Below are 14,003 nucleotides of genomic sequence, written 5' to 3' on the forward strand. Positions count from 1 at the left end.
TAAGGGCCAACCCTACGCGACGTCCATGGCGTCCGAATGAGTGCGAGTTCGGGAACAATAATGGCAGACAGAACCCAGCTGAGAGTAGCCGACAACAACGACATCGCTGACGATGATCCGTTCGCGGAACTGACCAGGATCATGGGATTCGACCCGCGCCAGCCGGTCAGGCCGCAATCGCCCGCCCAGCCGCAGGCCCCAGCCGCCGATCGCGGGCTCGAAGAGGGCGATTTCGATATCGATCTCGAGAAAGAAATGATGGGCGAGTTCGGCGCTGACGACAGCGACGCCGCTCCGGTTGTCCAGGCTCATGAGCCGACCTTCGAGCATGAGCCGGCATTCCAAGCGGCTGACGCCAGCGCGATGGACGACGAGCTTTCGGTGTCGCTCGACGACGATTTCCAACTGGACATGGCTGAGATCGACGGCCACGTCGCCGGCACCAGCCATGCGGTCGCAGCTGAAGCCGCGCCGTCCGTCGAGCCGGCTTTCGCGTCTGATTTTGACGATGCCGTCGCCGGTTCGCTTGAGGACGTCTCCCCCTTCGAGGACGATCAGTCGATGGCGGACGAGCTTGCCACTTCGCTCGACCAGGACCTCCGGATCGATGAGGAAGCCGAAGAGGCCCAATACGCCGTTGCCGACACGCACGCTTCTGTCGAGCCAGTTGCCTCAGATGACGAATTCGACGATGCGGTGGCAGTCTCGCTTGAAGACGAGCTGGTGCTCGACGACCATTCGGCGGCCGAACAGTCATTCGTGGTCGCCGAGCCCGTCGAGTATCCCATGCCGGAGCAAGCGGCGGCGCGTGACGGCCATGCAATCTCCGATGAAAGCTTTGCCGGCCATTTCGACGACGCCATGGCTGATGTCGACATGGATTTCGACGTTCGCGCGGATGAGCCGAATGCCTTCGACGAGCCGCCAACGCATGATGCGTTTGCCGATGTCGCTGACGCGAAGGGCGAGCTTCCCAGCCCTGAGAGCGTGCCGGACGATGCTTTTGACCTGAATTTGGACGACGCGTTTGCCGAAACGGTCGAAGAGCCGGTCACAGAGGTTGCCGCCGTTGCCCCCCAGCCGGCGGCGCCGGAAGCCTACATCGCAGCCGCGGTGCATGCCCCGACCGCGGACGAACGGAGCCTGGAAGACGAGTTGAATGCGCTGCTGGGTGCCATGACGGCGCGCACAGTGCCGGTGGCCAGTGAGCCCGTCACGGCTCAGCCGGCTGTCGCTGCCCTGCCGCCTGTTGCCGAGCCCGCCGAGGAACCGGCCGACCTTGTCGGCGACCTCGACTGGGATCTTGACGAACCCGCGCCTGAGCAGGACCGGCATGTTGGCACGGCCCAAGCGGCCGATGCGGATATTGACGACCTTATGCTTGATGAACTCCAGGATACGACCTGGAACACGGTTGGCGATGTCGATTTCGACGATGATGCGTTCGACGCGGCTTTGCCCAAGGATCTTGATCCGCGTGACGAAGCCGCTGACCGGGACAATTCGGCGGATTCTCTCGATTGGCTTGCGGAGCGTTCCCAACCGGCAGAGCCGCCGCGTTCGTGGAGCCGCGTGACGCCGGTTCCGCAGCAGCCGTCATTCAGCGCTCAGCCTGCGTTTGGTGCTCAGCCGGCCGCTTCGGTGGCATCCGTGGCCGCCGGGCCGGCAGTCGCCGCCATGACATCCTACCGTTCGTCCGAGCCGGTCGAGGCCGTGGCTCCCGCTGCCCCGGTATCGGCGCCGCAATCGCGCCAGCCGGCGCATTACGAAGACATGCCCGACGTCGAAACGGTCGATGTACCCGAGCGTGTCGTCGCGCTGGCGGACGATCTCGATATTCCCGAACTGCACTTCGAGGAAGACCAGCCAGCGTCGCCTGGCTACGACGATCTCGATGCGGAGTTCTCCAGCCTTCTCTCCGAGATGAACGCGGTGGAGGTCGCTGCCGCTCCCACAGGCAATTTGGCCGGCGCGTCTTACGATGATGACTCCTATGCCGCGGGCTTCAAGCCGGGCTATGACAGCCTCAAGCCGGCATATGACGGGGTCAAGCCGGGCTATGATGGGATCAAGCCGGGCTATGAGCCGGAAGCGCGGACCTATGCCGCGCGGCCGATGGACATGTCCGCCCGCGCGGCGGCGCCCACGGGTTATGCCGACGCCTCTGGTTTCGACCTTGACAGTCTGCCAGGGAGCCAGCCGGTTTCCCAAGCCGATGATTTCACCGTCGATGAACTCGACTACGATCCCGAACTCGACGAGGCTATGGCTGTCCCGGGGCTCGGCGAGCGTGAGGCCGCGAGGCCGTCGCGCGGACGCGGCCTGTTCATCGCCGCGATTGTCGGCGCGGTCGCCGTCGCGGGCGGTCTCGGTGCCTTTGCGCTGTCCTTTGGCGGCAAGGGCGGCAGCGAAGCGCCTGTCATCGTCAAGGCCGACAACGCGCCGATCAAGGTTAAGCCGGAGAATCCGGGCGGCGCCGTGGTGCCCAACCAGGACAACAAGGTCTACGACGCGGTCAGGGGCGCAAAGCCAGCCGAGCCGGTCCAGGAAAAGCTGGTCACCAACGTCGAAGAGCCGGTTGACGTGCAGGCGAAGGACCCGGCCCGCGCCATCGATCTTTCGCCGGACCAGAATGCAGCCGCCGCTGGAACCGATGTCGGCAATGCCGCGCCGATGTCCGGCGCCGCTTCGGCCGACAACGCTTCTGCCGATAGCACTGCGCCGGCGCCCAAGTCCGAGGATCGCATCGCGCAGGTGCTGCAGGATGCCGACAAGGGCACCAATGCCGATGTCGTCGCCGTTGCGCCGCGCAAGGTGAGGACCATGGTGGTCAAGTCGGACGGTTCGCTGGTGCCGCGTGAAGATCCGGCAGCGCCCGCCGCTCCGCAAATGGCCGCTACCGAGCCGGTCGATCCGGCGCCGCAGCATGTCGCCCCGGCGGCGCAAGCCGATGCGGACCAGACCGGCACCGTGGCGCCTGCCGCCGCCCAGGCGGACGACGAGCCGACCCTCAAGCCGGTCGCCAAGCCGAAAGCCGAGGCCCAATCGGCGAACACGCCGGCAAAGGTTCCGCTCGCGCCGCAGCGTCCGTCCGACCAGCCGGTCGATGTTGTCGGCGAGGTCAAGCCCGATCAGGTTGCGTCCATAGATCCGGCATCGACCGCGGCCGGCGGTGGCTCGTGGTCGATGCAGATCGCCTCGCAGCCGACCGTCGAAAGCGCCCAGTCCAGCTATCAGGATCTGCAGCGCCGCTATGGCAGCGTGCTTGCCGGGCGTACCGCCAACATCGTCAAGGCCGAGATCGCCGGCAAAGGCACGTTCTACCGCGTGCGCGTTCCGGCCCAGTCACGCAATGACGCGATCAATTTGTGCACCAGTTACAAGGCCGCCGGCGGCAACTGCTTCGTCTCGCGCTAAAGCCGGAGCCAACCATCAAAAGCCGGCGCGGTCCACCGCGCCGGCTTTTTCATGGGGAAAGCAGATCCGGCATTGTCCCGGATGAATCCCTGGCGATTCCCTTTGATCGCACAAAGCCCTAAACTGCCGACATGACCGAATCAAAATCCATGATCCTCGGCTGTGCCGGGAAATCGCTTACCCGCGAAGAAATCAATTTCTATCGCAATGAATGCCCGTGGGCCTTCATCCTGTTTGCGCGCAACATTGGCGAGACCGAACAGATCCGCGATCTGGTCGCCGAGATGCGGGACTGCCTAGGGCGTCCGGACGCGCTGGTGTTCATCGATCAGGAAGGCGGCCGCGTGCAGCGCTTGCGACCGCCGCTGGCACCGAACTATCCCGCCGGCGGCGCGCTCGGCGCGCTGTGGCGCGACGATCATGATGCCGGCGCCCGAGCGGCCTGGCTGATGGCGCGGCTGCATGCCTTCGACCTGCTGCGCTACGGCATCACAGCCGATTGCCTGCCGGTGCTCGATGTGCCGATCGAAGGCGCCAGCGATGTCATCGGCGCGCGGGCCTATGGCAAGGATCCGCGACCGGTGATCGAGCTCGGCCGCGCAGCCGCGGAAGGGCTGATGTCGGGCGGCGTGCTGCCGGTCATGAAGCATATTCCGGGTCATGGACGTGCCTTTGCCGACACGCATTTCGAACTGCCGGTGGTCAATGCCTCGCTCAGCGATCTGCAGCGGCATGATTTCGCCCCGTTCAAGGAGCTTAGCCATCTGCCGATGGCGATGACAGCCCATGTCGTCTACAGCGCGATCGACCCCAACAATCCGGCGACCACCTCCGGCAAGGTCATCGACGAGATCATCCGGCGCGAAATCGGCTTCGACGGACTGCTGATGAGCGACGACACCTCGATGAAGGCACTTTCTGGGGATTTCCCGACAAAGGCGGCCTCGATCCTTGCGGCGGGCTGCGATCTGGTCCTTCACTGCAACGGCGTTTTTGAGGAGATGGCCGGCATCGCATCGCGCACCATGGGGCTTGAGGGCACGTCGCTGGAGCGCGCAAAGCGGGCGCTGACCTATATAAAGAACCGTGACACGGTTGAAGAAACCGAAATACGTGCCGAATTCGCCACCTACTTCGATGCGGTGGCATAGCAAAGGGAAAGCGACAGGCAGTGGCGGAAACATTGGAAAGCAAGGCCGCGAAGGCCGCACCGATGGACCGTCTGTGGGCCGAGAATGACGATTCACGCGTTACCGGCGACCCGTCGCTGGTCGTCGACGTGGCCGGCTTCGAAGGTCCGCTCGATCTTCTGCTGCATCTTGCCCGCACCCAGAAGGTCGATCTGGCTCGCATTTCGATCCTGGCGCTGGTCGAGCAATATCTGACCTTTGTCGAGACGGCGAGGGCGCTCAGGCTGGAGCTTGCCGCCGACTATCTGGTGATGGCGGCGTGGCTGGCCTTCCTCAAGTCCAAGCTCCTGATCCCCAAGCAGCCCGGCGACGAGGGCGAAAGCGGCGAGGAACTGGCGGCGGTGCTGCAGTTCCGCCTGAAGCGGCTGGAAGCCATGCGCGACGCCTCGGCGCGTCTGGTCAACCGCAACCGGCTCGGCCGAGACGTGTTTGCGCGCGGCATGCCGGAAATGGTCATCGTCGAAAAGCGTAACGCATATTCGGCCTCGCTCTACGATCTCTTGACCGCCTATGCCCAGCAGCGCCAGAAGCAGGCGATCAACAATGTGACCATCGCCAGGCGCGGTGTCTGGTCGCTCAAGGACGCGCGCGACATCCTGACCCGCCTGGTCGGGGCTGCAAGCGACTGGACGGCGCTGGAGAGTTTTCTGATCGCATACATGACCAGTCCCGAGGAGCGGCGCACGGCGATCGCCAGTTCGTTTGCGGCCACGCTGGAGCTGGTGCGCGACGGCACGATGGACGTGCGGCAGGATCAGACGTTCGCGCCGATCTACCTGCGCGGCCGCACGCAGGCAATCAAGGCAGTCGAGGTGGCATCATGAGCGAACGCTTCAACGCTTCGGTTGTCCCGTTCAAGGTCGGCGATGAACCCGAAGAGGAGTTGCTTTCCCAGGATCCGGCCGAGCAGCAGCTACAGAACCCGGCCGAACGGCTGCATCTGGCCGAGGCCGTGCGCATGGCCGAGGCGATCGTGTTCGCCAGCGCTGAACCCGTCAGCGAAAAGCAGCTTGCGGCCCGCCTCCCTGACGGCATCAACATTGCCCTGGCCATGGCCGAGCTGCAGCAGATCTATGCGCGGCGCGGCGTCAATCTGGTGCGTGTGGGCGACGCCTGGGCGTTCCGCACCGCCGGCGACCTGGCTTTCCTGATGAGCCGCGATACCGTCCAGCAAAGGAAGCTCTCCCGCGCGGCTCTCGAAGTGCTGGCGATCATTGCCTATCACCAGCCGGTGACGCGTGCCGAGATCGAGGACATCAGGGGCGTGGAGACCTCAAAAGGTACGCTCGACACGCTGCTGGAAACGGAATGGGTGCGCATGCGCGGCCGGCGAAAGACGCCCGGACGCCCTGTGACCTACGGCACGACGGAGACCTTCCTCGACCATTTCGCGCTGGAAGAGATTCGCGATCTTCCTGGCATGGAGGAACTGAAGGGGGCCGGACTGCTTTCGGGCCGCATGCCGTCGAATTTCTCCATTCCGCAGCCGCCGGCCGATCCCGACGCATTGACCGACGACGAGGATGCGCTGACCGATATCGATCTCGAGGAACTCGGCCTGCTGACGCCGCGCGTCACGGAAGATTGACTGGCATTGGCGGCGAACTTGATGAGGATGCGCGGATTCGTAGCGGGCGTTCCCGTCGAAAATGCGTGACATCCGTCACCCTTTCATAAACTCTGTCGCAGTTGTGTTTGAATCCCAACGCGAAAACGCATAGATCATCGCCAGGGAAAACATTCGAGAGAGATTTGCTATGGGTTCATTTTCGATTTGGCATTGGCTGATCGTGCTGGTGATCGTGCTTTTGGTGTTTGGCCGCGGCAAGATTCCCGAGCTGATGGGCGATATGGCCAAGGGCATCAAGAGCTTCAAGAAGGGCATGGCCGACGACGAGGTTGCCGAAGACAAGCGCACCGTCGAACACCGTGCCGACGAGACCGTTGCGGCCGCGAAGGAAAAAGCCAGCAAGAGCTGAGCCAAAGGTTCTAGTCGGAACAGAGTGCCATGTTTGAAGTCGGCTGGACCGAAATGCTGGTCATCGCGATCGTCATGATCGTGGTCGTCGGACCCAAGGATTTGCCCAATATGCTGCGCACCTTCGGCCGCACGACGGCGAAGCTGCGCGCCATGGCGTCCGATTTCCAGAAACAGTTCAACGAGGCGCTGAAGGAAGCCGAGCTCGACGACGTCAAGAAGTCAGTCGACGAGCTCAGGGGTCTCAGCCCGATGGCCGAGATCAGGAAGCAGCTCAATCCGTTCGAACAGGCCGCGGCCGATGTTCGCTCCGGCGTCGATGCGGCGATGAAGCCGAAGCCGGCCGATCCGGCAAGCTCTGTCGCTTCGACCCCGCAGGCGGCCGAGCCGTTGAAGAACGGTGCAACGACCATGCCTGGCGTCAACGGACCGGAAGCAGCGCCAGCAGCGCCGATTTTCCCGGCGATGACCGACGAATCGGTGGTGACGACGTCAGTACCGGCGGCACCTGTCGTGGCGCCGAAGGCATCCGCGGCGAAGAAACTAACCAAGCCTGCACCGGCAAAAGCGACGCCGGCTGCAAAAGCTTCGGCAAATGGTGCAAAGGTTGCCGCGAAGGCAGCGTCTGCGTCCAAGACGCCGGCGAAGGCCGTGACGACGGCACAGCCTGAAACGCTCAGGGCCAAGACGCCCGCTGCGGCCAAGGCTATCGCGGCCAAGACTGTAGCGACCAAGACGGGGGCGAAAGCCGAACCGAAGCTTGCAGCGGTGAAGAAGCCGGTGGCCAAGAAGACGGCTGGAGCCGCCAAGTGAGCGTTTCGGACACCGAAAAGGACGAGATCGAGAAATCGTCGGCGCCGCTGATGGAGCATCTGATCGAGTTGCGCCGGCGGCTGATCTGGTCGCTGGGCGGCTTCTTCGTTGCCTTCCTGGTCTGTTTCTTCTTCGCCAAGAAACTGTTCAACCTCCTGGTCGTGCCGTTCAAATGGGCGACGCAATGGGCAGGGCTCGATCCGCACAAGGTCGAGCTGATCTACACGGCGCCGCAGGAATTCTTCTTCACTCAGGTCAAGCTCGCCATGTTCGGCGGCATGGTGATCGCCTTTCCGCTGATCGCCACGCAGATCTACAAGTTCATCGCGCCCGGCCTGTACAAGAACGAGCGGAATGCCTTCCTGCCGTTCCTGATCGCGTCGCCGATCCTGTTCCTGATGGGTGCGTCGCTGGTCTATTTCTTCTTCACGCCGATGGTGATGTGGTTCTTCCTCGCCATGCAGCAGGCCGGCACCGACGATCAGGTGCAGATTTCGCTGCTGCCGAAAGTGTCGGAATATCTCAGCCTGATCATGACGCTGATCTTTTCCTTCGGCCTGGTGTTCCAGCTGCCGGTGGTGACCAGCCTGATGACACGGGTCGGCATGCTGTCGTCCAAGGGACTGGCCGAGAAGCGCAAATGGGCGATCGTCATTGCCTTCGTCGTCGCGGCGATACTGACGCCGCCCGATCCGATGAGTCAGATCGGCCTGGCCATCCCGACCATCCTTCTCTACGAGGTGTCCATCTGGGCTGCCCGGCTGATCGAGCGCGATCGGGAAAAGCAGCGCGTGGCACGCGAGAAGCAGGATGCGGCGGACGAGGTGGCGGACAAAGCACCGGACGAGCCCCCGGCACCTGCCTCCTCATAGGCAACAGAGCGGCTGCAGCGGCGGAAAAACATAGTCGTCGCCCCGCCCATCTTGCATCGATCTCGGATGCGGTTTACGCCCTCTGGCTGAAACGCATCGCGCTCAAAGCGATGCGTTTCAGTTTTGTTTTGAGCATATCGTTGTCCCAAAATCGCTGTGCACTTTTGGGCGACATGCTACCCAGGAGCGTTCAAACCATGCTTGACATCAAATGGATTCGCGACAACCCGAAGGCCCTTGTCGAGGCGCTGGTGAAGCGCTCGTGGTCGGCTGACGAGGCGCAGTCCATGGTCGACGGGCTGATCGCCTCGGACGAGGCGCGGCGCGAGCACGTTACCGAACTGCAGACCAAGCAGGAGCGCCGCAATGCCGCGTCGAAGGAGATCGGTAACGCCATGCGTTCGGGCGATGCCGCCTTGGCCGAAAAGCTGAAAGCCGAAGTCGGCGAGATCAAGGTCTTCATCCAGAACGGCGAGGCGCGTGAACGCGAACTCGACAAGGCGCTGAACGACGCGCTGGCAGTGCTTCCCAACGTGCCGCTCGACGATGTGCCGGTCGGCAAGGCCGAGCACGACAATGTGGTCAAGCACATCGTCGGCAAGGTGCCGACGCGGCCGAACTGGGTGAAGGAGCATTTCGAGATCGGCGAAGCGCTCGGCATGATGGATTTCGAGCGCGCGGCAAAGCTGTCGGGCTCGCGCTTTACGGTGCTGAAAAGCGGACTGGCCCGGATGGAACGTGCGCTCGGCCAGTTCATGCTGGACCTGCATACGACCGAACACGGCTACGAGGAAGTCATCCCGCCGTTGATGGTCAAGGACGATGTTCTGTTCGGCACCAACCAATTGCCGAAGTTCGAGGAAGATCTGTTCTTCACGCCGCACGGGGAGGGCAGGCTTGGCTTGATTCCCACCGCCGAGGTCCCACTCACCAACCTTGTGCGCGAAGAAATCACCGCGCATGAAAAACTGCCGCTGCGCTATACCGCGCTGACGCCGTGCTTCCGCTCGGAAGCGGGTTCGGCCGGGCGCGACACGCGCGGCATGCTGCGCCAGCACCAGTTCTACAAGGTCGAGCTGGTGTCGATTACCGACCAGGAATCGTCGCTTGCCGAGCTCGAGCGGATGACGCAATGCGCCGAGGAAGTGCTGAAGCGGCTCGGCCTGCCGTTCCGCACCATGACGCTGTGCACCGGCGACATGGGCTTTGGCGCGCGCAAGACCTACGACATCGAGGTCTGGCTGCCCGGCCAGAACGCCTATCGCGAGATCTCGTCCTGCTCGATGTGCGGCGATTTCCAGGCGCGCCGCATGGACGCCCGCTACAAGGACAGGGACGGCAAGGGCAACCGCTTCGTCCACACGCTCAACGGCTCGGGCACAGCCGTTGGCCGCGCGCTCATCGCTGTCATCGAAAACTACCAGAATGAAGATGGCAGCGTAACCATTCCTGAAGTGCTGCGGCCTTACATGGGCGGTCTGGAAAAGATCGAAGCGAAATAATGCGTATCCTCCTGACCAACGACGACGGCATTCATGCCGAGGGCCTGGCGTCGCTCGAACGCGTCGCACGTACGTTGTCCGACGATGTCTGGGTGGTGGCGCCCGAGCAGGACCAGTCCGGCTACGCGCATTCGCTGTCGATCTCGGAGCCGCTGCGGCTGCGCAAGATCGGCGAGAAGCATTTTGCCGTGCGCGGCACGCCGACGGATTGCGTCATCATGGGCGTCAAGAAAATTCTGCCTGGCGCACCCGACCTGATCCTGTCCGGCATCAATTCGGGCGCCAACATCGCCGATGACGTCACCTATTCGGGCACCGTCGCCGGCGCCATGGAAGGCGCGCTGCTCGGTATCCGCTCGATCGCGCTCAGCCAGGGCTACAGCTATGTCGGCGAAGATCGCGTCGTGCCCTACGAGACGACAGAAGTGCTGGCGCCGGCGCTGCTGAAGAAACTTGTCGCGACGCCGTTGCCGGACGGCGTGCTGCTCAACGTCAATTTTCCCAACTGCACGCCCGAAGAGGTCGCGGGCACGGTGGTCACCACGCAAGGCAAGCTCGTGCACTCCCTGTGGGTGGACGAGCGCCGCGACGGGCGCGGCCTGCCTTACTACTGGCTGCGCTTCGGCGGCGAGCCGGTCGAGGGCAAGCAAGGCACCGATCTCTACGCGTTGCGCAACAGGCTGGTGTCGGTGACGCCGCTGCAGCTCGACCTGACCGCGCATGAAATCCGTGACCAATTGAGCAAGGCGCTTGCATGAACCAAGGCCTCCCGATCGATGACCGCGAAGGTTTTGCTGCCTTTCTGCTGCGCCTGCGCGGCCGGGGGACTGTGCCGAAGGCGCTGATCGCGGCCTTCGAGGCGACGCCGCGGCGCGGCTTCCTGGCGGCCCAGTTCCATCAGATCGCCTGGTCGGACCGTATGCTGCCGATCGAATGCGGCGAGGCGATCGAAGGTGCCGACATGCAGGCGGCGGTGATCGCGGCGCTCGCTATCGAGCAGGGCAACCGCGTGCTCGAGATCGGCACCGGCTCGGGCTACACTTCGGCGGTGATGTCGCGGCTGGCGGCGCGGGTCATCACCACCGATCGCTACAAGACGCTCGCCGAGCAGGCGCGGCAGCGCTTCGAGGCGCTCGGCATCGGCAATGTGATCGTGCGCCACGCCGATGGTTCCGGCGGGCTGCCGAATGAAGGGCCATTTGACCGTATCGTCGCCTGGGCTGCCTTCGACAGCCTGCCGCGCTTCCTGCTCGACCAGTTGTCGAGCGGCGGTATCGTCATCGCTCCGATCGGCCCCGAAGAGGGCGAACAGGTGCTGGCCAAGCTGACCAAGGTCGGCAGCCGCTTCGAGCGTGAAGACATCGGCCTCGTTCGCCTGCAGCCGATCCTGCGCGGTGTCGCCGCTGTCATCTAGCGCGTATGTCGATGTTCAGGCCGCGCCGCGTCGGGTGCGCGCGCCGTCTTCGACCCCGGCCGGCATGACCTGAAAATCTCCCCTGGGCTCGCTCTCTAATATTTTAAGAAAAATTGCGTCGGATTCCATGGGGTTAACCGTCGAGTAACATTAACGCGCTTTAATCATGCCTAGTTTGTACCGGGTATGTGCGGGTTAGTGCGATGCAACTCAGTGTTTTGAAGACAAACGGTCGCAATCTGGCGCGAGGCTGCGCCATACTGATGGTCGCGGGTGCCGCTGCGGGGTGCAGTTCCCAAGTTTCGCGGTTCAATGGCGTCGACGATGTCTTTACATCCTCGACCAACAATCAGCGCGCCATCATCAACAAGCAGGATGCCGTACAGCAGCCCTATCCGGGCGATGTCGCCGCCGCTCCGATCGATGGCAGCCATACACAGTCGGTCAGCCGCTCCAGCCTCGATCCGGTCTCGACGCGGCCGCTGCCGCCGCCGGTTGCCCAGGCTTCCGAAGTGGCGCCGGTGTCGAAGCCGGTACGCACCGCATTGGCCCCGGCACCGCATGTCGACAGGACCACGACCGGCACCGTCGCCCCAGTGGCGTCGCCTTTCAAGGTTTCGCAACCTGACGAACCCCGCGTGGCTGCTTCCGGCACTCCGCATGCAACCGAGATCGTCGTCAGGGACGGCGAAACGATCGGCGGCCTGGCGCAGCGCTACAAGGTGCCGTCCGACGTGATCATGAAGGTCAACGGGTTGAGCGCGACCAAGGGGCTGAAGACCGGCCAGAAGCTGGTCATCCCGGCCTACGCCTATTCGAGCAAGAGCGAGCCGAAGCTCGCGGATGCCAAGCCGGCGAAAGACACCAAGCACAACCTGCCGGCCACCGCGCCCGACAAGGTGGCCGTCCTGCCGCAGCAGCCGAAGCCTAGGGAGGGCAAGTCCGCCGCTCCGGTCGACACGTCGGCCGCCGCGAGCCAGCCCAAGGAGCCCAAGCCGCAGGTAGCTGCGGCCAAGGCGACCAATGCAGCTGGCACCTATACGGTTCAGTCGGGCGACACGCTTTCCTCGATTGCCAGGAAGACCGGTGTCGGTGTCGTTGCCATCAAGCAGGCCAACGGCATGCAGGATGGCTTGCTCAAGATCGGCCAGACCCTGAAGGTGCCTGCCGGTGGAACCGCGATCGTCGCCGCCGCCAAGCCGGCCAAGGTCGATCCGGTGACGACGGCCACGACGCAGCCCGCGGCAAAGACCACGCCGTCGGAAACGCTGGCGTCCTACACGCCGCCGAAGAAGGATTCGAAGGTCATCCAGCAGGCCGAGGCCGACGACGCCGTCGCGCCAGACGCCACCGGCATCGGCAAGATGCGCTGGCCGGTGCGCGGCCGCGTGATTTCCGGTTTCGGCTCCGGCAAAGACGGCGTTGACATCGCCGTACCCTCTGGCACACCGGTCAAGGCAGCCGAAAACGGTGTCGTCATCTATGCCGGCGACGGCCTCAAGGAATTCGGTAACACGGTGCTGGTGCGCCACGAGAATGGCCTGGTCACCGTCTACGGCCACGCCAGCTCGATCGAGGTCCAGCGCGGCCAGAAGGTCAAGCGCGGCCAGGAAATCGCGCTGTCGGGCATGAGCGGCACGACGGACTCGCCGAAGCTGCACTTCGAAGTGCGCAAGAACTCCGCCCCGGTCGATCCGTCCGGCTATCTCGAATAGTCGAGGCTATCTCGAATAGAAGAAAAAAAGCAATTTTGCGGGCCGTCTGACCTCCAGTCCGGCCCGCCGGCTCAGCCCGTTCCGAAAGGAGCGGGCTTTTTCAGCTTCAACGCGACGCGCCAGTCTTCAAGCTTCAAAGATGATCACGCAGGGTGTCGGCGATCATGACGCCAAGGCTGCTGGCCTTGATGCCGAGAAGCGTCTCCGCGTCGGAGGAATCGACCAGCAAGGGATTGTCGAAGAGGTAGCTCATTTCGATGAGCTCATGCATGCCCGATGCCTCCATTTCGGGGATGGAATAGGAACGTGTCTCTGGAATTTCACGGTGAAGCATTGCCGCCGTCGTTAGGATGAGTTCCCGGGGTGAGGCGTGTTGCGATGGAACATGGAATGCTCGTCCCCATTCGCCCGTGTAGCGGGAAGCGGCGACCAGTGTCCTGGCCACGTCCTTCGTGAAGGACCAGGCATGAGTCGCGTCGAGGTTTCCAATGAAAGCAGTCGGCCTCCCCTCGATTATGGAGGGCAGCGCGACCAGTGAGAAAGAGCTGATCGCGCCATGTCCAAGATAATCGCTGGACCGCACTTCGACTGCCGGCACGTCCGCACGGACCGCGCGCTGCCACATGATCGTCCGGGCGGTTCCTTTCTTCGAAGTCGGATCCAGAGACAGGTCGGAGTGAAGCGGACTATCGGCATGTTCGCCATAGCCATAGAGGTTTCCGAGTATCACAAGCTTCGCGCCGACCGCTTCCGCGGCCCGCACGGTGCCGTCGATGATTGGGAAAAAGTCGGTCGGCCACCGGTGATAGGCGGCCATGGCACACATGAAAACGGCGTCGGCGTTTCGGCAGATACGCGCCAGTTCAACGCCATCGGTGGCATCGGCCTGCACCGCCCGGACGTTCCGCAACCCGTTTGAGCCGACACTCCGGCTCGTGAGAACGACATCATGTCCTTCTTCTCCCAGAAGGCGCGCGGTCTCGTGCCCGACCGGGCCTGCTCCGACAACTACATAAAAACCCATGGCAACCTCTCGTCCAAACTCTATGGAGAGGCGTAGGTACATGTCCCCGGCATTGAAAATCGCGCGGAAATTGCCAAT

General features: G+C 63.4%; 12 protein-coding genes. 11 read left to right on the forward strand and 1 reads right to left on the reverse strand.

Annotated elements, in window-relative coordinates; genetic code table 11:
* Positions 1-60 precede the first annotated feature (60 nt).
* The 11 genes from EOA19_RS14685 to EOA19_RS14735 all read left to right on the forward strand — a co-directional run bounded on the left by EOA19_RS14685 (position 61) and on the right by EOA19_RS14735 (position 12,901).
* Positions 61-3,417 (forward strand): SPOR domain-containing protein, encoded by a 3,357-nt coding sequence (locus EOA19_RS14685; RefSeq protein ID WP_128304009.1) that lies wholly within the window; start codon positions 61-63, stop codon positions 3,415-3,417.
* Between the two features lie 131 nt (positions 3,418-3,548).
* On the forward strand, positions 3,549-4,568 hold the full coding sequence (gene nagZ, locus EOA19_RS14690; RefSeq protein ID WP_128304010.1) for a beta-N-acetylhexosaminidase: 1,020 nt from the start codon (positions 3,549-3,551) through the stop codon (positions 4,566-4,568).
* A gap of 62 nt (positions 4,569-4,630) precedes the next feature.
* Complete coding sequence (locus tag EOA19_RS14695; protein ID WP_050596706.1) at positions 4,631-5,431, forward strand: ScpA family protein; 801 nt, start codon at positions 4,631-4,633, stop codon at positions 5,429-5,431.
* Entirely contained in the window at positions 5,428-6,195 is a 768-nt protein-coding gene (scpB, locus tag EOA19_RS14700) for an SMC-Scp complex subunit ScpB (RefSeq protein WP_128304011.1), read from the forward strand. The genes EOA19_RS14695 and scpB overlap by 4 nt, the downstream gene beginning before the upstream one ends.
* A 169-nt stretch (positions 6,196-6,364) precedes the next feature.
* Positions 6,365-6,586, forward strand: coding sequence for a twin-arginine translocase TatA/TatE family subunit (locus tag EOA19_RS14705; protein WP_023812188.1), 222 nt, complete (start codon positions 6,365-6,367; stop codon positions 6,584-6,586).
* A gap of 29 nt (positions 6,587-6,615) precedes the next feature.
* Entirely contained in the window at positions 6,616-7,398 is a 783-nt protein-coding gene (tatB, locus tag EOA19_RS14710) for a Sec-independent protein translocase protein TatB (RefSeq protein ID WP_128304012.1), read from the forward strand.
* Positions 7,395-8,270 carry a twin-arginine translocase subunit TatC gene (tatC, locus tag EOA19_RS14715; protein WP_023812186.1) on the forward strand — a complete coding sequence of 292 codons (876 nt, stop codon included), beginning with the start codon at positions 7,395-7,397 and terminating at the stop codon, positions 8,268-8,270. The genes tatB and tatC overlap by 4 nt, the downstream gene beginning before the upstream one ends.
* Before the next feature lie 197 nt (positions 8,271-8,467).
* Positions 8,468-9,772 (forward strand): serine--tRNA ligase, encoded by a 1,305-nt coding sequence (gene serS, locus EOA19_RS14720; protein WP_128304013.1) that lies wholly within the window; start codon positions 8,468-8,470, stop codon positions 9,770-9,772.
* Positions 9,772-10,530 (forward strand): 5'/3'-nucleotidase SurE, encoded by a 759-nt coding sequence (gene surE / locus EOA19_RS14725; protein WP_023812184.1) that lies wholly within the window; start codon positions 9,772-9,774, stop codon positions 10,528-10,530. Before serS ends, surE begins: the two co-directional genes overlap by 1 nt.
* Positions 10,527-11,186, forward strand: a complete 660-nt coding sequence (locus tag EOA19_RS14730) for a protein-L-isoaspartate(D-aspartate) O-methyltransferase (RefSeq protein WP_023812183.1) — start codon at positions 10,527-10,529, stop codon at positions 11,184-11,186. The genes surE and EOA19_RS14730 overlap by 4 nt, the downstream gene beginning before the upstream one ends.
* Positions 11,187-11,389: 203 nt before the next feature.
* Positions 11,390-12,901: a LysM peptidoglycan-binding domain-containing M23 family metallopeptidase gene (locus EOA19_RS14735; protein ID WP_128304014.1), complete on the forward strand. Its 1,512-nt coding sequence runs from the start codon at positions 11,390-11,392 to the stop codon at positions 12,899-12,901.
* 133 nt (positions 12,902-13,034) lie between these two features.
* On the opposite strand, the gene EOA19_RS14740 is transcribed toward EOA19_RS14735, so the two are convergent.
* Positions 13,035-13,925 (reverse strand): NAD-dependent epimerase/dehydratase family protein, encoded by an 891-nt coding sequence (locus EOA19_RS14740; RefSeq protein WP_023812181.1) that lies wholly within the window; start codon positions 13,923-13,925, stop codon positions 13,035-13,037.
* Between the last annotated feature and the right edge of the window lie 78 nt (positions 13,926-14,003).

This window comes from Mesorhizobium sp. M7A.F.Ca.US.010.02.1.1 (assembly GCF_004023085.1).
GTDB lineage: Bacteria > Pseudomonadota > Alphaproteobacteria > Rhizobiales > Rhizobiaceae > Mesorhizobium.